The sequence below is a fragment of the Bradyrhizobium sp. CCBAU 21365 genome (genome assembly GCF_015291305.1).
In the GTDB taxonomy this organism is placed as follows: domain Bacteria; phylum Pseudomonadota; class Alphaproteobacteria; order Rhizobiales; family Xanthobacteraceae; genus Bradyrhizobium; species Bradyrhizobium elkanii.
In genome coordinates this window covers 518,684-543,214 of sequence record NZ_CP030036.1, presented here as the reverse complement: position 1 = coordinate 543,214, position 24,531 = coordinate 518,684, and the positions used below count along the sequence as shown (strand labels likewise).

Below are 24,531 nucleotides of genomic sequence, written 5' to 3'. Positions count from 1 at the left end.
TCCACCGCATCCCGCCGCACGTTCGTGACGATCGCGATACGCCCCTCTTGCCGGACGGGACGGGGGAAGTTGTACAGGTGAGTTGGGGGCAACAGCCGCGCTTGCTTTCATGTCCGCGAAATTTCGCGAACCTTAAATCACCATCCAGTGAATCTGGTTGCCTCCCCAATCACGATCACGACCTCCCGCGCCTCCCCCCAGGAATAACCCATCCCCCACCTCGCTCGCGTCATGACGGGCGCGTGCGAACGCGCGCCCTGTGACAACAAGAACAAGCAGGATGGGTTTGATGACGGGTTTGGATGGGACGCACGCGGCGGCGTCGGTGGTGGCGCTGCACTGCTCGCTGGGGTCGGGACGGCAATGGACCAAGCTTGCGGCAGCGCTCGGCGGCGACCGGTTCATGGCGCCGGATATTTCCGGCTATGGCGTTGCCGCCTGCGGGCGCGACTGGCCGCGGACGCTGGATGGCGAGATCGCGCGGCTCGAGCCCTGGCTCGCCAAGGCCGACGGGCCGATCCATCTGATCGGGCATTCCTATGGCGGGGCGATCGCGTTTCGGCTGGCGACCGCCTCGCCTTATGCGCAGCACGTTCGCAGCCTGACGCTGATCGAGCCGGTGCTTCCGACGTTGCTTCGCGATACGCCTGCCGATGCGCGGCTGTACGACCGCTTCGCGCGGATCGCGCAGGTCGTCTCAAAGGATATTGTCGACGGCGCCGTGCTGGAGGCGGTCGAGGCGTTCACCGCGTTCTGGGCCGGCTCCGGGCCGCGCGAACAGTTCTCGCCGAGCGGGCGGCTGCGGATGATCGAGCAGGCCGACAAGCTGCCTTGCGATTTCAACGCCGCGCTCGATCTTGCCGGGGTGGCGGAAGCCGCGCGTGCCTTGAAGGTGCCGACGCTGCTGCTGTCGGGCGGGCTGTCGCCCTATGTGACGCAGCGCATTGTCGCAAAACTCGCCGCGCTGATCGATGGCGCCGAGCTGCGGCATCTGCCGGCCGCCGGCCACATGCTGCCGGTGACGCATGCCGATCGGGTCAACCCGGAAATCCTGCGGCACATCTGGCGCGCCCAGAAGCTGGCGAATTTGGAGCTGGCGAAGCTGGAGCTGACGGCGGATGCGGGGCCGGCCGACGCGGCGCAGCCGGCTGGCTCGGCCAGGCGGCATCTGGTATTCAGGAGGCCCTCATTTTGGGAATAGTTTGCCGATGATTTTGCCTCGCACGCGCGCCTCAGCCCTCACCGCCTCCGCGCTGCTCGTGCTCGCGGCCTCTCCCGCGCTTGCCGCGGGCGAGGCCGACGCTGTGCCGAAGGGCGCGGCGGTGACGGTGCTGAAGGCCGCAAAGTTCTGCTTCGGCAATATCGTGGAGGTCTCCGGCATCGTGCTGCCACGCGACGAGCAGCAGATCCGGCCCGACCGTTTCGGCTTGAAGGTGGCGGAGGTGATGGCCGATCCCGGCGACACCGTCACCGCCGGCCAGGTGCTGGCGAAGCTGACCGACGGCACCAACTCGGTCAACGTCACGGCGCCGGTGGCGGGCACGATCTCGGCGTCGTCGGCGATCATAGGCAGCCCGGCATCGGGCAAGGACGCGCTGTTCTCGATCATCGCCAAGAGCGAGTACGATCTGGTCGGCATGGTGCCGACCCGCGACATCGCCAAGCTGAAGACCGAGCAAACGGCGCAGCTCAAGATCCTCGGCGCCGGCGATCTCGACGGCAAGGTGCGGCGGATCGCGCCGACGGTCGAGCCGAACAGCCAGCTCGGCCAGGTCTTCATCGGCATCGGCGCGAACAAGCGGCTGCTGGTGAATTCGTCCGGCCGCGCCCAGATCAAGACCGGACAGAGCTGCGGCGTCGCGGTGCCGCTGACCGCGATCCTCTATTCCACCGCGGGCACCGTGGTGCAGGTGGTGCGCGGCGGCCGCGTCGAGACGCGGCGGGTCGAGACCGGATTGATGTCGGCGGGACAGGTCGAGATCCGCGACGGCATCCAGGAAGGCGACATCGTCGTCGCCCGCGCCGGCGCGCTGCTGCGCGAGGGCGATCCGGTGCGGCCGGTGGGTGCGAGCGCGGATGCGAAGTAGGCGGCGCTACATCCACAGTGTCGTCCCGGGCAAGCGAAGCGCGACCCGGGACCCATAACCACGAATGCGCGAATAGGATTGCGCTGGGGCCACAGCGCGGAGCCACAATAACCGGTCGTGGTTATGGGTCCTGGCTTTCGCCAGGACGACATTGAGGAGACGGCGTGCCTCAGCCGCCGAGCTTGATGTCTTCCAGCAGCGAGGACGACACGCTCGGCACCTGCTCGCCTTCGCTGGCGCGCGAGATCGCGACGCGGGTCTTGTTGAACGCGCTTTCGGCGCCGGCCTGGGCGTTGAGGTTGTTGAGCAACTCGGAGACCAGCACGCTGTTCGGCGCCTTGCTGTCGTCGGCAACCTTGCCCGGCGTCGCCGAGCTCAGCACGATGGTGTTCTCCGGCGGGCTGATCGGCGCGAGACCGTGCGAGAACGCGCGGAAGCGGCGCTCATAGGGATTGCGGCGCGAGGCATCGAGCACGACGAGCTTGGCCTTGGCGCCGCGCTCCTTCATCGCGTCGAGCACGGACTCGACGCTGACGCCGGTGCGCTTGACGTCGGCTTCCTTCCAGATCGTGGCGTCGACCGGGATCATGTAGCTCTCGCGGCCGACCTGCACGCCGTAGCCGCCGAAGAACAGCATCACGACGGTGTCGGGGCGAATTTTCGCCTTCATGCGCTCGACCGCGCGGAACATGTCGTCCTTGGTCGCATCCTCGACCACGTCGACGTCAAAGCCCTCGCGGCGCAGCGCCGTCGACAGGGTGCGGGCATCGTTGATCGGCTGGGCCAGCGGCGCCGCGGCGTCCGGGTAATGGCCGTTGCCGATGATCAGCGCGAGGCGGGAGGTGCCGGTCGGAATGCTGCCGGTCAGCTCGGTGGCAACGACCTTGTCGCCACCCTTGGCGACATCGAGGGTGCGCTTGTTGAGCGCGGCATGGGCGCCAATCGCCAGCGACACCGTGCCGGCCACCGCCACGCAGACGGCGATGGTGCGGCGGGAAATGCGAAGCTGCCTAAGGTCCATAGCGTTCCTAAGTCCCAATTCTTATCCCGATGGCGCTCAAGCGAAGATCGCGCCAGTTAGTCGCGTCAAAGACGTTCAGGTTTAATGGGGTTGAGCTGTGTGTGCCGTTGAATTGAACTCAATTTGCGGCGCTGCAACAAACGCTCCTTTAACCCGGACGGCCGCCCGGGGCAACCTGAATTGCCGCATGCCGCCGCCCGGCAGAGGCCATTGACGCCGTTAAAATCCCGTTACGTGACCTCAGTCACATTTGTGTTTTGTAGAGATTCATGTAGCTTTCCAAAGGCTTGCGAGTTTGGGGCAGAGCGACTGGAAACACCGTCGGGCGGCGGCGTTAACCGGTTCCTCGGGAAAGGGGATTCTTTGAGCTTCTTGGGCCTTCACGAGATCGCAGGCGCGGTGTGCCGGTCGCTGACCGTCAGGAAGGACGGCCCGTCGCTGTACGACGTCTGCGACCCCGTGCTGCAGGCCTATCGCGGCGGCGATGCCCATCTCGGAAAATTCTACCGGACCGCGCTCGGCAACCCGCCGCTGCGCGCGCTGCTCCGCCGCACCGGCCTGCCCGCGCTCAACGATCCCGACCGCCTCGCCGGCCTGCGTGCGGCGCTCACCGCGGCGCGCGACGTCGCGGCGCCGGACTGGGCCGCGATCGGCACGCCCGTCGCAGCACTGATGGACGGTATCGGCGTGCACCACCCGGCCCCGCCCGCCGCGTCGGCACCGGGCCGCCCGCCGGAGATCGCCGAGATCGACCGCGTGATCCGCCTGACCGGCGCGCATCTCCTGCGCTCGTTCGGCAGGAACGGCTTCATCCCGACCTATGCCGCCTTCAATTTGATCGGCGACCCCGACGTCGGCGGGCGTGAGCTGCTGATGGCGCTGACCGGGCTGAACGCGCGCGGCTACAAGAACTCGACCTTGCTGTTCAATCTGGCGCGGATCTTCACCGCGCATTCGCCGGCGCGCGCGCTGATCAACCCGGCCTGGCGCGGCATCGCCGAGCCGATGTGGGAGCCGGTGCAGATCCGCCACCGCTCGGCCTATTACGACGCCTTCTTCACCGAGGCGCTGCTCGGCTTCGTCGAGACCGGGCTCGCCGCGCCGGATGAAGCTGTTACCGCGCGGCGCGCGATCGCCGACATGGTGGACTTTTGCCTGAAGACCAGCGCCGAGGAGGTGGCGTCGCATGACGGCTCGACGGTGAAGGTCATCACCGCGCTGGCGCCGGGCCGGCATCCGCGCTTCTCGCGTTTCTTCGCCCAGATCAAGCAGGATCTCGGCTTCGGCATCTATGTGCCGGACTGCGACACCACGGCGTGCTCGTTCTCGGCCGCGACCCAGGCCGGCTCCGACGATCCGATCCTGCAGCAGCCGCTGCTCGACTTCTACCGCGGCTACCAGGTGCGATCGGGCGCCAACGAGCCGCGTGTCACCGTGCCGCTCAACGATCACCTTGACTACGATGGCGGCGTCGTCACCTGGATCGACAATCTCGCCGGCGAGCGGCCCTATGGCAACGACCTCGATCCGACGCTGAACCTCGACATCCTCGAGGTCTCGTTCCGCAACCTCGCCCGCTGGCAGATCATCGAGACGCCGCAGCGGCTGGAGACGGTGCATCGCATCATCGCCTTCCAGAAACATCTGGTCGAAAGCGGCGCGTTCAAAAACCCGCGCTCGCACATCTATTATCTGCCCGAGCTCTATTCGGCCTATTTCGGCCGCTGCTATGCCGCCTTCGTCGCGCTGCCGCTGGCGGCGCAGCGCATCATCGATCCCGGCAACGTGTTCGCGCTGATCCGCGCCCGCGTGCTCGGCTATGTCACGCACGAGCTGATCGCCCACGAGATGAACCCGTTCGACGCCGCGCTGGCGCTGATGGCGCTGGCGCATCTCGGCGCCGAGGTCTCGACCTTCACGCCGGCGCTGCACTGCATCGTGCAGGGCCTCGGCGAGGGCGGCCGCAAGGGGCCCTACCGGGCCTATGAGTGGAATAAGATGAAGACGCCGACCCGCATCCTGGTCGGCGGGCCGGAGGTGACCTCGGCCTTCGTGCTGATGGCCCTGGCGCTGGCGAGGCGACGAATGGTTGCCGTGTAGGATAGGTAGAGCGAAGTCGCCTTGTTCACCCTCCGCTGGAGGGGCAGGGCTATCGCATATAAGCTCGGTCGCTCCACCAACTCGTCATGCCCGGGCTTGTCCCGGGCATCCACGTCTTTGTTTCCAGGTGAAGAAAGACGTGGATGGCCGGGACAAGCCCGGCCATGACGGTGCGGACAAATCCATTTCCTCCCATATGCGATAGCCCTGCCTGGAGGGGGAGGGTCGTATCGCGTCGCGCGAAGCAAGATGCGATACGGGGTGGGGTGATGCCTCCACACGGGCACCGCTTCTATGGAGAGACTGTCACCCCACCTCGGTCCGCATTGCGCTACGCTTCATGCGAACCGATCCCAGAGCGAGCTTCGCTCGTCTCGACCCCTCCAGGGGAGGATGACATCGTGGAGCCGGATGACGCGAAGTTGAAACTGGCGGAAACGCAACAGCACTGGCACGGTTGCCCAATTGCCCGCACAATCGTTGGGCACTGACCACTGCACGCCAAAAGCCCTTTGAACGATAAGAACCTGGCCGGGAACGCCGATGTTCAAGACGCTGCTCACCGCGGGCCTGCTGCTCTCGCTGCCGACGCTGGCTGCCGCCGCCGACATCACCGGCGTGCCGAAGATCCGTGACGGCGACCAGTTCATGATCGGCAGCGTCCGCATCCGCCTCGCAGGCGTCGACGCGCCATCGACCGACCAGCTCTGCCTCAACACCAAGGGCGAGCGCTGGACCTGCGGCGTCGCGGCGCGCGACGAGCTGATCAAGCATGCCGGCAACAAGAGCTGGACCTGCCACGCCCGCTCGGTCGATCGCCGCGGCCGCACCATCGCGCGCTGCGAGGTCGACGGCGAGGACATCCAGAAATGGCTGGTCGCGAGCGGCTGGGCGCTGGCCTACACCCGCGCCTCGCATGACTACGAAGCCGACGAGAAGGCCGCGCGTGAGGCAAAAGCCGGGATGTGGCAGGGCGCCTTCATCGCGCCCTGGGACTGGCGGGTGCGCAACAAGAAGACCACCGTGCTCGGCGCGGTGAAGCCGCCGGATGGCGCCAACGCGATCCTGCTCGCCTCGGCCTCGGGCCCGGTGGCGCCGTCACCCGACTGCACCATCAAGGGCAACGTCAACCGCTCCGGTGAATGCATCTTTCACCAGCGGACCAGCCGCTGGTACGCCAAGATCGAAATGAAGATCAGCAAGGGCACGCGCTGGTTCTGCTCGGTCGAGGAGGCCGAAGCCGCCGGCTGCCGCGAGACACGGCGCTGACACCTGATGGAATGAGATTGACGTGCAGCCGCGACGGCAGTCTGCTCCCTCTTTGCGGGGGAGGGCTGGGGCGGGGGTCTCACCACGAGTCATATTTCGGAGACAGCCCCCACCCGGATCGCGTCCTCGATGCGATCCGACCTCCCCCGCAAGCGGAAGAGGTGAAGGGAATGCTATGACCGATACCGGGGTCAATCAGCAGAAGCCACGCCGGCGCAGCCGCCTTCGGCAGGCGCAGATGGCATTGCTGTTCGTCCTGGCGATCTACCTGATCGCGGCCTATCTGCTGCTGCCGGCGCTGTGGACGCATTACGAGCATCAAAAGGGCCTCGCCAATCTGCCGATGGTGACGCGCACCGCGCAGGGCATTCCCGGCGATCCGATGAATGTCGGGCTGATCGGCGACAAGAGGGACGTGGTCTGCGCGATGCACGAGGCCGGCTGGTTTCCGGCCGATCCGGTGACGCTGAAATCCTCGATCGAGATCGTGGGCAGCGTGCTGCTCGATCGTCCCTACAAGGATGCGCCGGTGAGCAACCTGTTCTATCTCGACCGCCGCGAGGATCTCGCCTTCGAGCGGCCGGTCGGATCGAGCGCGGACCGCCGCAACCATGTCCGGTTCTGGAAGGTGCTCGATCAGGGCGAGGAGAAGCGCCCGGTGTGGCTGGGCGCTGCGACGCTCGACCGCAGCGTCGGCGTCAGCCACTACACCGGCGCGGTGACCCACCACATCGCGGCCGATCTCGACGCCGAACGCGCGCTGCTCGCCACTGACCTCGAGTCCGCCGGCATGGTCACCGCGAAATATCAGGTGACCGGCATCGGCCCGACCTTCAACGGCCGCAATGGCGGCGGCGATCCCTATTACACCGACGGCGAAATCTGGGTGCTGCGGCTGGTCGAGGCCTGCCGCAAGAACCACGGCACCGTCGAGCAGCTCCCGAGCCCCGCCGCGACCGAATTCAAGGACCAGGTCTGGCGCGCGGTCGTCGAATCGATCGGCAAATAGCAGCGTGTCCCGCGGTTTTGGAAACGCTGGATTGCTTCGTCCTGCTCGCAATCGTAGCCGCGATGGAATAGTCTCCGCGCTTGACCCCTCACGCGCATGATTTGCGCGCTTTATCCAAAAGGAACAGGACGATGACCGTTCGCGCGGGCCGGGAATTTCTGGCCATCCCCGGGCCCACCACGATGCCCGATCAGGTGCTGCAGGCAATGCACCGCCCGGCGCTCGATATCTACTCCAACGAGATGGTCGAACTGACGGACAGCCTGCTGCGCGACCTCTCGCGGCTGTTCGTCACCCAGGGCAAGTCCTACATCTACATCTCCAACGGCCACGGCGCCTGGGAGGCGACGCTCTCCAACGTGCTGTCGCGCGGCGACAAGGTGCTGGTGCTGGAGAGCGGGCGCTTCGCGATCGGCTGGGGCCAGGCCGCGGCCGCGATGGGCGCCGAGGTCGAGGTGCTGAAGGGCGACTGGCGCCGCGCGATCCGTCCGGCCGAGGTCGAGGAGCGGCTGCGGCGCGACAAGGAGCACACCATCAAGGCGATCCTGGTGGTTCAGGTCGACACCGCGTCGGGCGCCTATAACGACATCGAGGCGATCGGCAAGGCGATCAAGGCCGCCGGCCATCCTGCATTGTACATGGTCGACACCGTGGCCTCGCTCGGCTGCATGCCGTTCGAGATGGACAAATGGTATGTCGACGTCGCGATGAGTGGCTCGCAGAAGGGCCTGATGACGCCGCCCGGCCTCGGCTTCGTCGCCGCCAACGACCGCGCCTGGGACGCCCACAAGAAAGCCGATCTGCGCACGCCCTATTGGGACTGGACCGAGCGCGAGGGCTCGGAGCACTACCGCAAATATGCCGGCACCGCGCCGGTACATCTGCTGTTCGCGCTGCGCGAGGCGATCAACATGCTGCACGCCGAAGGCCTGGAGAATGCCTTTGAGCGGCATCGGCTGCTCGGCGAAGCCGTGCGCCGCGCGGTCGCGGTCTGGGGCGAAGGACAGGTGCTCGGCTTCAACATCGCCGAGCCCGCCGAGCGCTCCAACACGGTGACGACGGTGACCGTGAAGGGCGCCGATCCCGCCGCGATCCAGCGCTACGCCAAGGAGAAATGCGGCGTGGTGCTCGGCACCGGCATCGGCGATTTGCAGGGCCAGGCCTTCCGCATCGCGCATATGGGCCACGTCAACGCCCCGATGATCCTCGGCACCCTCGGCGTCGTCGAGGTCGCGCTGACCGCGCTGAACATCCCGCACGGCAAGGCCGGCGCCGACGCCGCCATCCAATGGCTCGGCGAGAACGTGAAGGCGTAGCTGAGGTGGTCCGAGGCTTTAACCCGTCATCCTGAGGAGCCCGCCAAAGGCGGGCGTCTAAGGATCGACGGTCGAGTTGCCGCCGCGAGAGAATCGGAGCACGCTGAGAGATCCGGGCCGTCGATCCTTCGAGACGCGCTTCGCGCTCCTCAGGATGACGGAAGAGTGGTCGGGGATAACGCAACGAAGAGCTGCCACGACTTTTTGCGAAGGCCCGAACACTTTCCGTCGTCATCATTTTCCGCTTTACTGCCGGCAACAGCCGGGCACGGATCCCTGCGACACAACAAAATGGAGGGACCGCTTGGCATCGGTGGAATTGCGCGGCCTGGTCAAGCGGTTTGGATCGTTTGTCGCGGTTGATGATGTTTCGCTCACGATCGATCATGGCCAGCTGGTCTGTCTGCTCGGGCCGTCCGGCTGCGGCAAGACCACGACGCTGCGGCTGATCGCCGGGTTCCTCGAACCATCCGATGGCGAGATCCGCGTCGGCGACCGCGTGGTGTCGTCGAAGGCGCGCACGCTGCCGCCCGAGCAGCGCAACATGTCGATGATCTTCCAGAGCTACGCGCTGTGGCCGCACATGACGGTGGCGGAGAACATCGTCTACGGCCTGCGCTTGCGCAAAATGGACCGCGACACCATCGCCAAGAAGCTCGCCGCGATCCTGGCGACCACCAAGCTGGAACCGCTGGCACAGCGTTATCCGGGCGAGCTCTCCGGCGGCCAGCAGCAGCGCGTCGCGCTGGCGCGCGCGCTGATCGTCGGCCCCGAGACGCTGCTGCTCGACGAACCGCTGTCCAACCTCGACGCCAATCTGCGCGAGGAGATGCGGTTCGAGATCCGCCGCCTGCACGACGAATATCGCTACACCACGGTCTACGTCACCCACGACCAGTCCGAGGCGATGACGACAGCCGACCTGATCGCGGTGATGAATGCCGGCAAGATCGACCAGCTCGGCAGCCCTGAGGACATCTATGCGCGGCCGGAATCCGAATTCGTCGCGCGCTTCATCGGCGCCGCCAATGTGATCAAGGGCACCGCGCGCGATGCGAACCACGTGGAGTTCGCCGGTGCAACGCTCGAGGTGGTCGGCGCCACGCTGACGGCCGGCCAGAGCGCGCCGGTGGCGATCCGCCAGCATGAGATCCAGCTCGCGACGCAGCCGCCCGCCGCCGCGCAGAACACGCTCAAGGCCATCGTGACACGGCAGGTCTATCTCGGCATGAACCGCGACTACATGGTGGAAACCGCTGACGGCACATCGCTGCGGGTGACCACGCCGACCGAAACCGCGGTCGAGAGGGGCAGCGAGGTCTGGCTGACCTTGCCGCCCGCGCGCTGCCGGGCGCTGAGCCGATAACAACAAGCAACGGAGCGATGCGATGCAGAAGCCGGTTTCCAGACGCGATGTCCTGAAAGGCTCTGCGGCGCTTGCGGTCGGCACCGTGTTCGCTTCACCGGCACGCGCCGCCGCACCCGAGCCGGTCGCGATCACGCCCGATCTCGTCGCGGCCGCGACCAAGGAAGGCAAGCTCGTGTTCTATTCGTCGATGGACCTGCCGGTCGGCGAAAGGCTCGGCAAGGCGTTCGAGGCCGCCTATCCCGGCATCACCGTGCAGATCGAGCGCTCCGGCTCGGAGCGGCTGTTCCAGCGCGTGGCGCAGGAATTCGATTCCAATATCCACGCCGCCGACGTCGTCAACAGCGCCGACGCCTCGCATTTCATCCCCTGGAAGAAGAGCGGCTGGCTGATGCCGTTCGTGCCCGAAGACGTCGCGAAGCATTTTCCCGACAACTATCGCGACCCCGACGGCATGGCCGTGACGACGCGGCTGTGGCTGTCGTCGATCGCCTACAACACCAACCTGGTGAAGGCGGAGGACGCGCCGAAGAGCTTTGCCGACCTGCTCGATCCCAAGTGGGTAGGCAAGATGGTGAAGGGCCATCCGGCCTATAGCGGCACGATCATGACCACCACGTTCCAGATCGTGCGCGAGCTCGGCTGGCCGTATCTGGAGAAGCTTGCGAAACAGCGCGTGATGCAGGTGCAGTCCTCGACCGATCCGCCGAAAAAGCTCTCGCTCGGCGAGCGCGCCGTGATGGCCGACGGCAATGAATATGGCATCGTGCTCTTGAAGGAAGCCGGACAACCGGTCGAGCCGGTCTATCCGACCGAAGGCACGCCGACGATCTCGGGTCCCACGGGCATCTTCGCCGCTGCGCCGCATCCGAACGCCGCAAGACTGTTCCAGGCCTGGCTGCACACCCGCGAGACCCAGCAGTTCTTCGTCGACTTCACCGGCCAATATTCGCTGCACGCCCAGGTGCAGCCGAAGGCCGGCCGGCGCAAGCTTTCCGACATCAAGCTGATGAAGGAGGACCCGGCAGGGGTGGAAGCGATGACCGAAGAGATCAAGACGCGCTATGCGCGGCTGTTCAAAGTCTAGGACCCTCATGGTGAGGAGGCGCGAAGCGCCGTCTCGAACCATGCGGCCCCACTGGTGGCCTCGTCCTTCGAGACGCGCGTTCCGCGCTCCTCAGGATGAGGGGATAGAATGGATGCGCGGATAAGATGACCACAACCATCACCACCTCCCCGGCCCCAAGCCCCCGCATCGACTGGACGCGTCCCGTCCTGTGGCTGTTCGCGGCGGTGCTCGTCCTCTTGATCCTGCTGCCGCTGTCGTGGCTCGCGGTGTTCGCCTTCACCGACAAGAGCCGGCATCCGACGCTGCAAAACTTCGTCACGCTGTTCAGCAATCCCGATTTCCTCGATCCGCTGCTGACGACCGCGATCATCGCGACCACGTCGGCGCTGATCTGCTGCATCGTCGCGGCGCCGATCAGCTGGCTGGTGTCGCGCACCGACATGCCGGGGCGGCAGACCATTCGCGCACTGGTGACGGCCTCGTTCGTGACGCCGCCGTTTCTCGGCGCGGTCGCCTGGGAACTGCTGGCGGCGCCGAATTCGGGGCTGCTCAACCAGCTCTACCGACCGTTCGCCGGCGAGGACGCCGACGCGCTGTTCAACATCTATTCGATGACCGGGATCATCTTCGTGATCTCCTGCTACACGTTCCCGTTCGTGTTCGTGCTGGTGGCCAATGCGCTCGACACCATGCCGGGCGAGCTGGAAGATGCCTCCGCGATCCTCGGCGGCAATGCCTGGACCACCGCGCGAAGGGTGACGATCCCGCTCGCCCTGCCCGCGCTGGTCGCAGGCGCCCTGATCGCGTTCCTGCAGGCGATGACGCTGTTCGGCTCGCCGGCGATCCTGGCGCTGCCGGCCGGCTTCCACACCATGACGACCAAGATCTGGAGCCTGTTCCAGTATCCGCCGAAGCTCGAGCTCGCGGCGGCCGCCGCGGTGCCGCTGCTGGTGCTGACCATCCTGCTGCTGCAGGGCCAGAAGGCGCTGCTCGGCCGCCGCGGCTATTCGGTGATCGGCGGCAAATATGGCGCGCCGCGCCGGGTCGAATTGCGCGGCTGGCGCTGGGCCGCGCTCGGCTTCTGCCTCCTGGTGCTGCTCAACCCGGTGTTCCTGCCTTATCTCGCGCTGCTCAACGCCGCATTCTCGCCGAACGCGACCACGCTGGTGACGCCGTCGACGGCGACGCTGCACAACATCGTCTTCGTGTTCACCGAGCTGTCGTCGACCCAGCTCGCGCTCAAGAACACCGTGATCCTCGGTACTGCGACCGCGACGATCGGCACCATCCTCGCGCTCGTCATTGCCTATGTCACGACGCGGAAGGTGATCGCGGGCCACCGCGTGCTCGGCTTCCTCGCCACCGCGCCGGTCGCAGTCCCCGGCATCGTGCTCGGCGTCGGCCTGTTCCTGAGCTACACGCGGCCGCCCTTCGTGCTCTACGGCACGCTGTGGATCCTGCTGCTGGCGTTTCTCACCATCAATCTGCCCTCGGCCTATCAGCAATTGCAGGCGGCGTTCTCGACCATCCATCCCGAGCTCGAGGAGGCGAGCCGCATCCTCGGCGCGACGCGGTTGCAGGCGCTGCGCCAGATCACAGCGCCGCTGCTGCGCACCGGCGTGATCGCGACCTGGTGCTTCATCTTCATCGGCGTGATGCGGGAACTGTCGGCGGCGATCGTGCTGTTCACCTCGCAGACCAAGGTGCTGTCGGTCCTGATCTACGACCTCAACGAAGGCGGCGACCTCGCCGCGATCGCAGTGCTCGGCATCGCGATGCTGGTGATCACCTTCGCCGTGGTGCTGGCGGTGAACCGGATCCCGATGTCCGGCGGCAATGCGGGGGCGAGGCTACGGAACGGGTAGCTCGCTCTGCCGCGTGCGGGCACGCGAATAGGTGCGCCATCTGGCAATCGCCACATTCATCCCGATATAGAGCGGAACCCCGCACCATGAGGATCGTGTGACCAAATCCGCCAGCACAACATCGCCCCCGGTCGCGCCGCGCCGGCCGCATTCCTTCACCACCCACGGCATCACGGTGACCGACGACTATGCGTGGATCAAGGATCCGAAATGGCAGGAGGTGCTGCGCGATCCCTCGATCCTCGATCCCGATATCCGGACCTATCTCGAAGCCGAGAACGGCTACACCGAGAGCCTGCTCGGCCACACCGACGGCTTGCAGAAGAGGCTGGTCAAGGAGATGCGCGGGCGGATCAAGGAGGATGATTCCAGCGTGCCGTCGCCGGACGGCCCGTTCGCCTATTTCCGCAAGTTTCGCGAGGGCGGCCAGCACGAGCTGTACTGCCGCACGCCGCGCGATGGCGGCGACGCCCATGTCGTGCTCGACGGCGACGCGCTGGCCAAGGACCACAACTATTTCAAGTTCGGCGGCAGCCGACATTCCAACGATCACCGCCTGCATGCCTGGAGCGCCGACACCAAGGGCTCCGAATATTTCTCGATCCGGGTGCGCGACTGGGCCACCGGCGGCGATCTCGACGACATCGTCGAGGAAACCGACGGCGGCGTGGTCTGGGCCGCGGATTCCAGGAGCTTCTTCTACGTCAAGCTCGACGACAATCACCGCCCGATGCAGGTGTGGCGGCACAAGCTCGGCACCCAACAGGCCGACGACACCCTGATCTATGAGGAGCAGGATCCCGGCTGGTTCACCCACCTGCACGAGAGCGCGAGCGGCCGCTTCTGCGTGATCGCGGGCGGCGACCATGAGACCTCGGAGCAGCGGCTGATCGATCTTTCCAATCCCGACGCGCCGCCGCGCCTCGTCGCGGCACGCGAGGAAGGCGTGCAATATTCGATCGCCGACCGCGGCGACGAGCTGTTCATCCTGACCAATGCCGACGATGCCATCGACTTCAAGGTCGTCACCGCGCCGCTCGCCGCGCCCACGCGCGCCAACTGGCGCGACCTGATCCCGTATCGCGAGGGCGTCTATGTGCTCGACGTCGAGCTCTATGCCGGCCACATGGTGCGGCTGGAGCGCGCCAATGCGCTGCCGGCGATCATCATCCGCGACCTCAACAGCGGCGAGGAGCACGCGATCGCCTTCGACGAGGCGGCCTATTCGCTCGACACCATGGGCGGCTACGAGTTCGACACCACCAACTTGCGTTTTGCCTATTCGTCGATGACGACGCCGTCGGAAGTCTATGACTACGACATGGCGACCCGCACGCGGAGCTTACGCAAGCGCCAGGAGATTCCGTCCGGCCACAACCCGGCCGACTACGTCACCACCCGCATCATGGCGACCTCGCATGACGGCGCGCAGGTGCCGGTCTCGATCCTGCATCGCAAGGATTTCGTTCGCGACGGCAAGGCGCCGCTCCTGCTGTATGGCTACGGCTCCTACGGCATGGCGATGCCGGCATCGTTTGCCGCCAACCGGCTGTCGCTGGTCGACCGCGGCTTTGTCTATGCGATCGCGCATATCCGCGGCGGCGCCGACAAGGGCTGGGGCTGGTATCTCGACGGCAAGCGCGAGAAGAAGACCAACACGTTCGACGATTTCGCCGCCGCCGGGCGCGCGCTGATCGAGGCGAAATACACCGGTGAAAAACGCATCGTCGGCCATGGCGGCTCGGCGGGCGGCATGCTGATGGGAGCTAGCGCCAACCGCGCCGGCGAGCTGTTCGCCGGCATCGTCGCCGAAGTGCCGTTCGTCGACGTGCTCAACACCATGCTCGACGACACCTTGCCGCTGACGCCGCCGGAATGGCCGGAATGGGGCAACCCGATCGAGAGTGAAAAGGATTTCCGCACCATCCTGTCCTATTCGCCCTACGACAATGTCGCGGCCAGGGACTATCCGGCGATCCTGGCGATGGGCGGGCTCACCGATCCGCGTGTCACCTATTGGGAGCCTGCGAAATGGATCGCGCGGCTGCGTGCCACCATGCGCGGCGGCGGCCCGGTGCTGCTGCGCACCAACATGGGCGCCGGCCACGGCGGCGCCTCCGGCCGCTTCAACCGCCTCGACGAGGTCGCGATCGTCTATGCGTTTGCGCTGTGGGCGGTCGGGATGGCTGACAAGGCGGAGGTGTAGGGTGCCGGTTGGCTTGCGCGGCCCCCTCCCCATCGTCGTCCCGGCGAAGGCCGGGACCCATACCGCGTGATCCATCGAGAAGGAAGTCGCAGTCCCACGGCACTGCCAATCTTCGCCAAACTCCTCCCTGTGGTTATGGGTCCCGGCCTTCGCCGGGACGACAGCGGAATGCGTGGCGGTCGCCATCAACGACGACTACGGCGGAATGTATGACGATCGCTTATCAAGGATGACCGGCGGAGAGTGAGACGCTACCGCCCCTTCGCCTTCCGCCAAGCTGCAAAATCCTTCAACGTCTGCTCGTCGGTCGCAGGATAAAGCCCGAAGATGCCGCGGCCGTTCTGGACCTGCTCGGTGACGAAATCCTCGAACGCGGTCATCTCGAACGTCTCGTCGGCGATCTCGTCGGCGAGATGCGCCGGGATCACGATGACGCCGTCGCTGTCGCCGAGGATGACGTCGCCGGGAAACACCGGCGCGTCGCCGCAGCCGATCGGCACGTTGATCTCGATCGCCTGATGCAGCGTCAGATTGGTCGGCGCGCTCGGGCGATGATGAAAGGCCGGGAAGCCGAGCCGCGCGATCTCGGCCGAATCCCGGAAGCCGCCGTCGGTGACGACGCCGGCGCAGCCGCGCTTCATCAGCCGCGTCACCAGGATCGCGCCGGCCGACGCCGCGCGCGCATCCTTGCGGCTGTCCATCACCAGCACCGCGCCCACGGGGCAATCCTCGATCGCCTTGCGCTGCGGATGCGCGCGATCGCGGAACACCTCGATCTTGTTGAGGTCCTCGCGCGCCGGCATGTAGCGCAGCGTGAAAGCCTCGCCGACCATGGTCGGCTGATCCGGACCGAGCGGATGAACATCCTGGATCATCTGGATGCGGAAGCCGCGCCTGAACAGCGCGGTCGCGACCGTCGCGGTGGAGACGGATTTCAGCTTGTTGCGGGTGGCGTCGCTGAGTTTTGACATGGTGCTCTCTTCGTCATTCCGGGGCGCGAAGCGCGAGCCCGGAATCCATCGGGCCGCATGCGCTGTGGAGAAATGGGTTCCGGGTTCACGCTTCGCGTGCCCCGGAACGACGGTCAGTAGATCGACGGCTCGCCGACCGGCTTGCCAAAGCCGGTCTCGAGGAAATCGAAGTCGCAGCCCTCATTGGCCTGCTTGATGTGCTTCGAGAACATCCAGCCATAGCCGCGCTCGAAACGCTGCTCGGGCTGCTTCCATTCGGTGCGGCGCCTGGCCAGCTCGGCCTCCTGCGCATCGAGATTGATGGTGCGCGCGGCGACGTCGAGCGTGATGCGGTCGCCGTTCCGCACCAGCGCCAGCGGGCCGCCGATAAAGGATTCCGGCGAGACGTGCAGGATGCAGGCGCCGTAGCTGGTGCCGCTCATCCGCGCGTCCGACAGCCGCACCATGTCGCGCACGCCCTGCTTCACCAGCTTGGTCGGGATCGGCAGCATGCCCCATTCCGGCATGCCCGGCCCGCCCTGCGGACCGGCATTGCGCAGGATCAGCACGTGATCGGCCGTGACGTCGAGATCGGGATCATCGACCGCCTTCTTCATCGACGGATAGTCGTCGAACACCAGCGCGGGTCCAGTATGCTTGAGGAAGCGCGGATCGCAGGCGCTTGGCTTGATGACGCAGCCGTCGGGCGCGAGGTTGCCCTTGAGCACCGCAAGCGCGCCCTCCTTGTAGATCGGGTTGTCGACCGTGCGGATCACGTCGTCATTGTGCACTTCGGCGCCTGCGATGTTCTCGCCGAGAGTCTGGCCGGTGACGGTGATGCAGTCGAGATGCAAATGCTGCCTGATCCGGTTCATCAGGCCGGGCAGCCCGCCGGCATAGAAGAAATCCTCCATCAGATAGAGGTCGCCGCTCGGCCGCACATTGGCAATCACAGGTACCTTGCGGCTGGCTTTCTCGAAATCGTCCAGCGAAATGTCCTGGCCGGCGCGACGCGCCTGCGCGATGAGGTGAATGATGGCGTTGGTCGAGCAGCCCATCGCCATCGCGACCGTGATCGCGTTCTCGAAGGCCTTGCGGGTCTGGATCTTCTGCGGCGTGAGATCCTCCCACACCATCTCGACGATGCGGCGGCCGGCCTCCGAACTCATGCGGATGTGGTTGGCGTCGGCCGCGGGGATCGACGAGGCGCCCGGCAGCGTCATGCCGATGGCTTCGGCGATCGCGGTCATCGTCGAGGCCGTGCCCATGGTCATGCAGGTGCCATAGCTGCGGGCGATGCCGGCCTCCATGTCGACCCAGTCCTTGTCGGAAATCTTGCCGGCACGGCGCTCATCCCAGTATTTCCAGGCGTCCGAGCCGGAGCCCAGCGTGCGGCCCTTCCAGTTGCCGCGCAGCATCGGTCCGGCGGGCAGGTAGATCGCCGGCAGGTTCATGCTGGTGGCCCCGAGCAGCAGGCCGGGCGTGGTCTTGTCGCAGCCGCCCATCAACACCACGCCGTCGACCGGGTGACCGCGCAGCAGCTCCTCGGCGTCCATCGCCAGCATGTTGCGGTAGAGCATCGTGGTCGGCTTCAACAGCGATTCCGACAGCGACAGCGCCGGCAGCTCGAGCGGAAAGCCGCCGGCCATCAGCACGCCGCGCTTGACGTCGTCGACCCGGCTCTTGAAATGCATGTGGCAGGGCTGCGCATCCGACCAGGTGTTGATGATCGCGATCACCGGCCGGTCGCGCCACTCCTCCGGCGCGTAGCCCATCTGCATCGCCCGCGATCTGTGGCCGAAGGCGCGCAGATCATCGGGCGCAAACCAGCGCGCGCTGCGCAATTGATCCGGGGTCTTGTTCTTTTTCGTCATCTTCGATGCGCCATATGTCTCGACATTGCTCGCACGCGCGCGATCCCGGCACGCTTGCCCGCCTCAGGCATACACTCGATTTTCAGACATGTCGTCCCGCGCCCGGCGCAGACGTGCCGTTCGCTGAACGTGCGCCGCACGGGCTCCGCAATGTGGCAATCGGAACGTAAACCGGACTTGGCAACCAGCCTTGGCTTATTTTTGCTGCGCCGTCATCACGATGCGGACCAGATCGGCGGCGTTGCGCGCGCCGAGCTTCTTCATGATGTTGGCGCGGTGATCCTCGATCGTGCGCGGACTGATGCCGAGGTGGCGCCCGGCTTCCTTGTTGGAGGCGCCCGCGGTGAACTGCTCGAGCACCTCGCGCTCGCGGCGGGTCAGCGGCTCGCGGCCCGGGAAGTGCAGCGCGGCGATCCGCGACGCCGACGTCTCGGCCTGGCGCCTGGTGTAGGCGTCGATCGCCTCGTTCAGACGGCTCACGATCTCGTTGCCGCGGAACGGCTTCTCGATGAAGTCGAGCGCGCCGTTCTTGATGGCGCTGACCGCCATTGCGATGTCGCCCTGACCGGAGATCATGAAGATCGGCGCCGGATAATCCTCGCCATGCAGCTCTCTCAGGATATCGAGGCCGGATTTGCCGGGAATATGCACGTCGAGCAGGATGCAGGCCGGCGTCCTGCTGCGCGCCACCGCGAGCAACGCCGCGCCGTCCGCAAAGCAGATCACCTTGTAACCAGCGGTCGAGAGGACCACTGAAAGCGTCTCGCGAACGGCAGGATCGTCGTCGACTACAAAGATTTCCCCGCGCGGAGCGCCATTCTCAACCATATGCATCGTCCATCAGTGGTGAAGCGTGCTGCCCTGACCGCACAAGAACTAACTAGACCATCTCGATCAATGGACCCGTATTTGTACGGGACGTCCGCTTAACGCACAAGTAGCACCGCGTTCCCTAAAAGTGGGGGCAGTGGAGAAAGATGCATGGAAAATGCAGCGGCGGACCGCGTTGCAGTGCGCTTGGACGAGGGCAATGATCCCACCGGTCTGATCGTGACGGACCTGGTCGCGCTGATTGGCCATGTTCAGGCGAGTCTGCGGCTGATCGAAGCGGCGATTGCGCGCGAGGCCGTGCTGGCCGAGCGTCAGGCCGACACCGACATCGTCGTTCGCAACGACGTTACCCCGCGCGGCCCCACAGCGTCCACCGCCCTGAAGGCCCGCGATGCCGGCCTCGGCGCGGCGCTCGACCGGCTGCACGATTCCGGGGCACCGCCGCGCCTGCTGAACTGACCCACCGCAACCGACGGTTCGGCCCAATCACCTCGATTGTCGACGCCCAACCCATCAGGCGGCGATCTGTTCCACGCATCGTCCGAATTAGACGCGGGCCTTGCCCGCCCGGTCGGATCAGGCCGTCTTGACGTCAGGCCCTGGCCCGCTCTTCGTCGGCGGACGATCGCCGTTTGCTCGGCTTGCCCTTGAGGAAGCTGATGTCCATTTCGGTGCCGTTGACGCGGACCAGTTCGCAGCGGCGATAGGCAAGTCCGGTCGAGGACAGCAGGAGGAAAAACTCCTTCAGGTTGAGCCCCTGAATGGAACCTTCGACCGTCAGCGACGCATCGGTGTCGGAGATGGCATTGAGCTGGCAGTCGCGCCGCCAGGTGCCGTCGATGGCCATGATGCAGACATCGACGCCCCGGCTGAAGGTGACCCGCTCAATGGATTTGCCGTCCTCGGTCATCGCTCAATATCCGACCGCCATGGCAGGCTTCGGCATGGCGAGCCCGCCCCGCACTCCGCTCGGCCGGTACAGGCCGCGCCGCTCGGGAAGCGGCTTGAACGTGTCGGTCAGGCCGACCACGGTTTCGGCGGCGCCCAGCACCAGGAAGCCGTCGGCCTCCATCAACCGGGCGAGACGGTTGAAGATGTTGATCTTGGTGTCCTGATCGAAATAGATCAGCACGTTGCGGCAGAAGATCACGTCGAACGTGCCGAGCTGGGAGAAATCGTGCAGCAAATTGAGCTGGCGGTGCTGCACCATCGCGCGCAACTCGGGATTGACCTGCCAGAATTCACCCGACTGCTTGAAGTACTTGACCAGCATCTGGATCGGCAGCCCGCGCTGCACCTCGAACTGGCTGTAGATGCCGGCCTTCGACTTCTCCAGCACCTCCTGCGACAGATCGGTCGCGATGATCTCGACGCGCCATCCGGCAAGCGCCGCGCCCATTTCCTTCAGGCACATCGCCAGCGAATAGGGCTCCTGGCCGGTGGAGCCGGCGGCGCACCAGATCCGGACGCTGCGGCGCGCAGCACGTGCCTTCAGCACCTCCGGCATGATGGTGTCGCGGAAGTGCTCGAACGGCACCTTGTCGCGGAAGAAGAACGTCTCGTTGGTGGTCATGGCCTCGACCACCTGGACGGTGTGCGCGGACGAGCCCGCCTTGATCTTGGCGACCAGGTCGGGGATGCCGGACAGGCCGCTCTTGCGCGCCAGCGGCAGCAGGCGGCTCTCGATCAGATATTGCTTGTCCGCGGACAGATCGAGACCGGACTGGTCCTTCAGGAGCTTACGCAGATACTCGTAGTCGGGGGGCGTCACGGGAGCCTCACAAGGGACTGAATGATGAAACTGGGTGTCAGGCTTCGGCCGACGCGTCGAGCGCCAGCAGGCCCACTTCCTGGAATTTCGCGATCACGATGTCCTTGTCGAACGGCTTCATGATGTATTCGTTGGCGCCGGCATGCAGCGCCCGCGAGATGTGGTCTATGCCGTTCTCGGTGGTGCAGAACACGACCTTGGGCTGATCGCCGCCGGGCATGCGGCGGAGCTGCACGAGGAATTCGAAGCCGTCCATGACCGGCATGTTCCAGTCGAGCAGCACGGCATCCGGCAGCGCGCGCTTGCAAGCTTCGAGCGCGACCGCGCCGTCCTCGGCCTCGATGACGGTGAACTCCATTCCTTCGAGGATGCGGCGCGCGATCTTTCGCACCACGCCGGAATCGTCGACGACGAGACATGTCTTCATGTGTTGGCCTCCTTGTGGAATCCACCGTCTCCGCGGTGGAGTGTTACGCTGCAGCAGCTGTCCTTGGATCGGTCTTGGGCACCAGTTCGAGCACGCGATCGACATCGAGGACGACCATGAGCTGGCCGTCGAGGCGGTGGACGCCGCCGGCGAGCTTGGCCATGCGGGGATCGAGGTTGACCGGATTGTCCTCGCGGCTGTCGTCGGGCAGCCGCAGCACCTCGCCGATCTGGTCGATCAACAGGCCATAGGATTCGCCGCGCTGGTCGACGCCGACCGCCATCGGCAACTGGCCGTCGTCGGCCTTCGGCAGCCCGAGCCGGGCGCGCATGTCGACCACGGTGACGATGCGGCCGCGCAGATTGAGCACCCCGGCGATCTCGCTGGAGGCCAGCGGCACCCGCGTCAGCCGCTCCGGCATGAACACGTCCTGCACCCGCGAGATCGGCAGGCCGAACAGCTGCCCGCCGATCACGGCGGTGACGTATTCGGCCATGGCGCCTTCGCTGGTCTCGGTCTTGCTGGTCATCAATTCTGTTCCTTGCATCCGGTCAGGCCGCGCGGCGCAGTTCGGCGGTCTGCTCTTTCAGCGCCGCGATCAGCCCGGGACGATCGAACTTGGCGACATAGTCGTGGAAGCCGGCCTGCCGGCCGCGCTCGATCGCCGCCGGCGACACCATCGCCGACAGCGCGATGATCGGCAGCTGGTTGAAGTTGTGGTCGCTGCGGATGTTCTCGGCGAACTCGAAGCCGTTCATCTCGGGCATCTCGATGTCGGTCAGCACGACGTCGAAGCTCTGCCCCGAACGCAGTGCGGCGAGCCCTTCCTGCGCGCCGCCCGCGGTCCGCACCTTGTAGCCGGCGGCTTTCAGCACCGGCGCCAGCATGTTGCGGAAGAACGCCGAGTCATCGACCAGCAGCACCGACTGCGCCGAGGCCGACGGGCGCATCTCCTTGCGCGAGAACCAGTCGGCGAACGCCATCGGCAGGAAGTGGCCGACGTCGATCACCTCGGTGGCCTGGCCCTTGATCACCGCCGAGCCGAGGATGCCGTCCTGGCTGCCCGCGACCTCGATGTTGAGCCGCTCCTCGACGATGTCGATGATCTCGTCGACCACGAGCCCCATCGAGCGGCCGTCGTCGGCGAACACCAGGATCGGCTGCGAGCCCTGGTTCTGCACCTCGACCCCGGCCATCTGCACCAGCGGCATCAGCTGCTCGCGGTACTGCACCATGTAGCGGCCGTTCGAGAGCTCGATCTTGTCGGTTGCGATCTCTTCCAGCCGGGTGACGAGGCCGAGCGGCACCGCCTTGGGCTGGCTGGAGCCGGCGCGGAACACCAGCAGCGAGGTCAGCTGCTCGCCGCTATTGGCGTGCGCGCTCGCGCTGTCGTCGGCGAGGTCATGGGCCGAGGAGCCGGACGCGCCGAGGGCTTTCGCAATCCCGTTGGGGTCGATGATCATGATGACGGCGCCATCGCCCAGAATGGTGTTGCCGGAGAACATGTCGATGTGCCGCAGCTTGGTCGACATCGGCTTGACCACGATCTCCTCGGTGTGGAACACGCCGTCGACCACGATGCCGAAGGTCTGGCTGCCGACCTGCGTGACCACGATGAAGCCGTTCTCGGCGTCGGTGGAGGTCGCGCCGTCGTCGATCTTGAGCAGCTTCTTGAGGTGGATCAGCGGCAGCAGCTTGTTGCGCAGTCGCAAGACCGCGGTGTCCTTGATCCGCTCGATGCGGTGCTCGGAGTTGGCGCGGGCCCGCACCAGCTCGACCACAGACAATTGGGGAATCGCAAAACGGTCGCCGCCGGCTTCCACGATCAGCGCGGAGACGATCGCCAGGGTCAGCGGGATCTTGATGGTGACGGAGGCGCCCTCGCCGGCCACGCTCTTGATGTCGATGGTGCCGCCGATCTGGTCGATATTAGTGCGCACCACGTCCATGCCGACGCCGCGGCCGGACACCGAGGTCACCTGCGCGGCGGTCGAGAAGCCCGGCGCGAAGATGAACTTGTGGATCTGGGCCTCGGTCATCTTCTCCAGCTCGGCCTCGGTGACGAGACCGTTCTGGAGCGCCTTGGCCTTGATCCGCTCGGTGTTGAGCCCGCGGCCATTGTCGGCGATGCAGATGATGATGTGGCCGCCTTCGTGATAGGCGGAGAGGCGAATGGCGCCCTGTTCCGGCTTGCCGGCGGCGACCCGCTCGGCGGTGGTCTCGAGCCCATGATCGGCGGAGTTGCGCACCATGTGCGTCAGCGGATCCTTGATCAGGTCGAGCACCTGGCGGTCGAGCTCGGTGTCGGCGCCGTGCATCTCGAGCTCGATCTGCTTGCCGAGTTCGCCGGAGAGATCGCGGACGATGCGCGGCAGCTTCTGCCAGGCATTGCCGATCGGCTGCATGCGTGTCTTCATGACGCCTTCCTGCAGCTCGGCGGTGACGTTGGAGAGCCGCTGCAGCGGTACCTTGAACTCGGTGTCCTCGTTGCGGCGGGAGATCTCCAGCAGCTGGTTGCGGGTCAGCACCAGCTCGGAGACCATGGTCATGAGGTGTTCGAGGGTGTCGACATTGACCCGGATCGACTGGTTGGCGATCTTGTCGCCTTCCTGGACGTCTTCACCCGCGGCCTTGCGGGCGGGCTTCTTCACAGCCTCAGCGGGCTCGGCGGCGGGCGCCGCAGCGGCGGGCTTGGCGACCGGCGCAGGCGCGGCGACTTCGGTCTCGGTCTCGCGGAAGGCGCGCTCGAGCTCGTCGAGCGAGACCTCGCCCGGACGCAGCGGACGCTCCAGGGTCTGCACCACCAGCGTGCCTTCGGTCATTGCCGCCTGCACCGACGGAGCTTCGACGACCGGCACATCTTCTTCAGCAGCAGACATCGCCGCCATGCCGTGCTCGACCATGGCCTCGAGCTGATCGATCAGGTCGCGGTCGTTGCCTTCAGGCTCGGCCTCGGTCGCCTCGAGGCCGCCAAGGATCTCCTTGATGCGGTCGATCGAGGACAGGATCAGCGTCACGGCTTCCGCCCTCACCGGCATGCCGTCGCGGAATTTGCCCATCAACGTCTCGCCGGCATGCGCCAGCGCCTCGAGCCGCGGCAGCCCGAGAAAGCCGCAGGTCCCCTTGATGGTGTGCACAAGGCGGAAAATGTTATCCAGGATCTTTGCGTTGTTCGGATCCTGCTCGAACTGCACCAGCTGGTTGTCGACCGTATCCAGGCTCTCGCTGCTCTCCGTCAGGAACTCGCGCAACAGATCGTCCATGGATAGGTCCCCTCAAGGTGCTACGGAACGCTCGCCGTGCATCGATAACTTGGCCGGCTTCACGGCGACGTTAATTTTGCCGTCCGTGCAAATACGGACGATGAAGC

At 65.9% G+C, this 24,531-nt stretch carries 20 protein-coding genes; 11 read left to right on the top strand and 9 right to left on the bottom strand.

What is annotated here, in order from left to right; genetic code table 11:
• Window positions 1-289: 289 nt before the first annotated feature.
• Both XI02_RS02530 and XI02_RS02525 read left to right on the top strand, forming a co-directional pair.
• On the top strand, window positions 290-1,201 hold the full coding sequence (locus XI02_RS02530; protein WP_172646061.1) for an alpha/beta fold hydrolase: 912 nt from the start codon (window positions 290-292) through the stop codon (window positions 1,199-1,201).
• 7 nt (window positions 1,202-1,208) lie between these two features.
• Complete coding sequence (locus tag XI02_RS02525; RefSeq protein WP_172646062.1) at window positions 1,209-2,087, top strand: efflux RND transporter periplasmic adaptor subunit; 879 nt, start codon at window positions 1,209-1,211, stop codon at window positions 2,085-2,087.
• A 169-nt stretch (window positions 2,088-2,256) separates the two neighbouring features.
• On the opposite strand, the gene XI02_RS02520 is transcribed toward XI02_RS02525, so the two are convergent.
• Window positions 2,257-3,108: a caspase family protein gene (locus XI02_RS02520; protein WP_018269425.1), complete on the bottom strand. Its 852-nt coding sequence runs from the start codon at window positions 3,106-3,108 to the stop codon at window positions 2,257-2,259.
• A 372-nt stretch (window positions 3,109-3,480) separates the two neighbouring features.
• On the opposite strand from XI02_RS02520, the gene XI02_RS02515 reads away from it, so the two are divergent.
• From XI02_RS02515 to XI02_RS02480, 8 genes are all read left to right on the top strand, one after another.
• Complete coding sequence (locus tag XI02_RS02515; protein WP_172648969.1) at window positions 3,481-5,208, top strand: hypothetical protein; 1,728 nt, start codon at window positions 3,481-3,483, stop codon at window positions 5,206-5,208.
• A 543-nt stretch (window positions 5,209-5,751) separates the two neighbouring features.
• Window positions 5,752-6,477, top strand: a complete 726-nt coding sequence (locus tag XI02_RS02510) for a thermonuclease family protein (protein WP_172646063.1) — start codon at window positions 5,752-5,754, stop codon at window positions 6,475-6,477.
• A gap of 175 nt (window positions 6,478-6,652) precedes the next feature.
• Window positions 6,653-7,486 (top strand): LssY C-terminal domain-containing protein, encoded by an 834-nt coding sequence (locus XI02_RS02505; RefSeq protein ID WP_172646064.1) that lies wholly within the window; start codon window positions 6,653-6,655, stop codon window positions 7,484-7,486.
• A 131-nt stretch (window positions 7,487-7,617) separates the two neighbouring features.
• Complete coding sequence (locus tag XI02_RS02500; RefSeq protein WP_069279717.1) at window positions 7,618-8,802, top strand: alanine--glyoxylate aminotransferase family protein; 1,185 nt, start codon at window positions 7,618-7,620, stop codon at window positions 8,800-8,802.
• 313 nt (window positions 8,803-9,115) lie between these two features.
• Window positions 9,116-10,168, top strand: coding sequence for an ABC transporter ATP-binding protein (locus XI02_RS02495; protein ID WP_244981101.1), 1,053 nt, complete (start codon window positions 9,116-9,118; stop codon window positions 10,166-10,168).
• 22 nt (window positions 10,169-10,190) lie between these two features.
• Window positions 10,191-11,255: a substrate-binding domain-containing protein gene (locus tag XI02_RS02490; protein WP_172646066.1), complete on the top strand. Its 1,065-nt coding sequence runs from the start codon at window positions 10,191-10,193 to the stop codon at window positions 11,253-11,255.
• A gap of 125 nt (window positions 11,256-11,380) precedes the next feature.
• Window positions 11,381-13,102: an iron ABC transporter permease gene (locus tag XI02_RS02485; protein ID WP_172646067.1), complete on the top strand. Its 1,722-nt coding sequence runs from the start codon at window positions 11,381-11,383 to the stop codon at window positions 13,100-13,102.
• A 97-nt stretch (window positions 13,103-13,199) separates the two neighbouring features.
• Window positions 13,200-15,308 carry a S9 family peptidase gene (locus XI02_RS02480; protein ID WP_172646068.1) on the top strand — a complete coding sequence of 703 codons (2,109 nt, stop codon included), beginning with the start codon at window positions 13,200-13,202 and terminating at the stop codon, window positions 15,306-15,308.
• Window positions 15,309-15,559: 251 nt separating this feature from the next.
• Here XI02_RS02480 and XI02_RS02475 read toward each other — a convergent pair whose 3' ends face one another.
• The 3 genes from XI02_RS02475 to XI02_RS02465 all read right to left on the bottom strand — a co-directional run bounded on the left by XI02_RS02475 (window position 15,560) and on the right by XI02_RS02465 (window position 18,960).
• Entirely contained in the window at window positions 15,560-16,279 is a 720-nt protein-coding gene (locus XI02_RS02475; RefSeq protein WP_016845496.1) for a ribonuclease activity regulator RraA, read from the bottom strand.
• 113 nt (window positions 16,280-16,392) lie between these two features.
• On the bottom strand, window positions 16,393-18,132 hold the full coding sequence (araD, locus tag XI02_RS02470; protein ID WP_172646069.1) for an L-arabinonate dehydratase: 1,740 nt from the start codon (window positions 18,130-18,132) through the stop codon (window positions 16,393-16,395).
• A 195-nt stretch (window positions 18,133-18,327) separates the two neighbouring features.
• Window positions 18,328-18,960 carry a response regulator transcription factor gene (locus tag XI02_RS02465; RefSeq protein ID WP_018269422.1) on the bottom strand — a complete coding sequence of 211 codons (633 nt, stop codon included), beginning with the start codon at window positions 18,958-18,960 and terminating at the stop codon, window positions 18,328-18,330.
• 153 nt (window positions 18,961-19,113) lie between these two features.
• On the opposite strand from XI02_RS02465, the gene XI02_RS02460 reads away from it, so the two are divergent.
• The gene (locus XI02_RS02460; protein ID WP_172646070.1) at window positions 19,114-19,422 is read left to right on the top strand and encodes a hypothetical protein; all 309 of its coding nucleotides are present in this window, start codon (window positions 19,114-19,116) and stop codon (window positions 19,420-19,422) included.
• Window positions 19,423-19,555: 133 nt separating this feature from the next.
• On the opposite strand, the gene XI02_RS02455 is transcribed toward XI02_RS02460, so the two are convergent.
• From XI02_RS02455 to XI02_RS02435, 5 genes are read right to left on the bottom strand one after another with little or no spacing between them, the layout of a single operon-like run.
• Window positions 19,556-19,873, bottom strand: coding sequence for a hypothetical protein (locus tag XI02_RS02455; protein WP_028343631.1), 318 nt, complete (start codon window positions 19,871-19,873; stop codon window positions 19,556-19,558).
• Window positions 19,874-19,876: 3 nt separating this feature from the next.
• A complete protein-coding gene (locus XI02_RS02450) occupies window positions 19,877-20,734 on the bottom strand; it encodes a protein-glutamate O-methyltransferase CheR (protein WP_172646071.1) in 858 nt (285 codons plus the stop codon).
• A gap of 37 nt (window positions 20,735-20,771) precedes the next feature.
• A complete protein-coding gene (locus tag XI02_RS02445) occupies window positions 20,772-21,161 on the bottom strand; it encodes a PleD family two-component system response regulator (RefSeq protein ID WP_018269419.1) in 390 nt (129 codons plus the stop codon).
• A 43-nt stretch (window positions 21,162-21,204) separates the two neighbouring features.
• Window positions 21,205-21,690, bottom strand: a complete 486-nt coding sequence (locus XI02_RS02440; RefSeq protein ID WP_018269418.1) for a chemotaxis protein CheW — start codon at window positions 21,688-21,690, stop codon at window positions 21,205-21,207.
• 22 nt (window positions 21,691-21,712) lie between these two features.
• Window positions 21,713-24,424, bottom strand: coding sequence for a hybrid sensor histidine kinase/response regulator (locus XI02_RS02435; protein ID WP_172646072.1), 2,712 nt, complete (start codon window positions 24,422-24,424; stop codon window positions 21,713-21,715).
• Window positions 24,425-24,531: the final 107 nt, after the last annotated feature.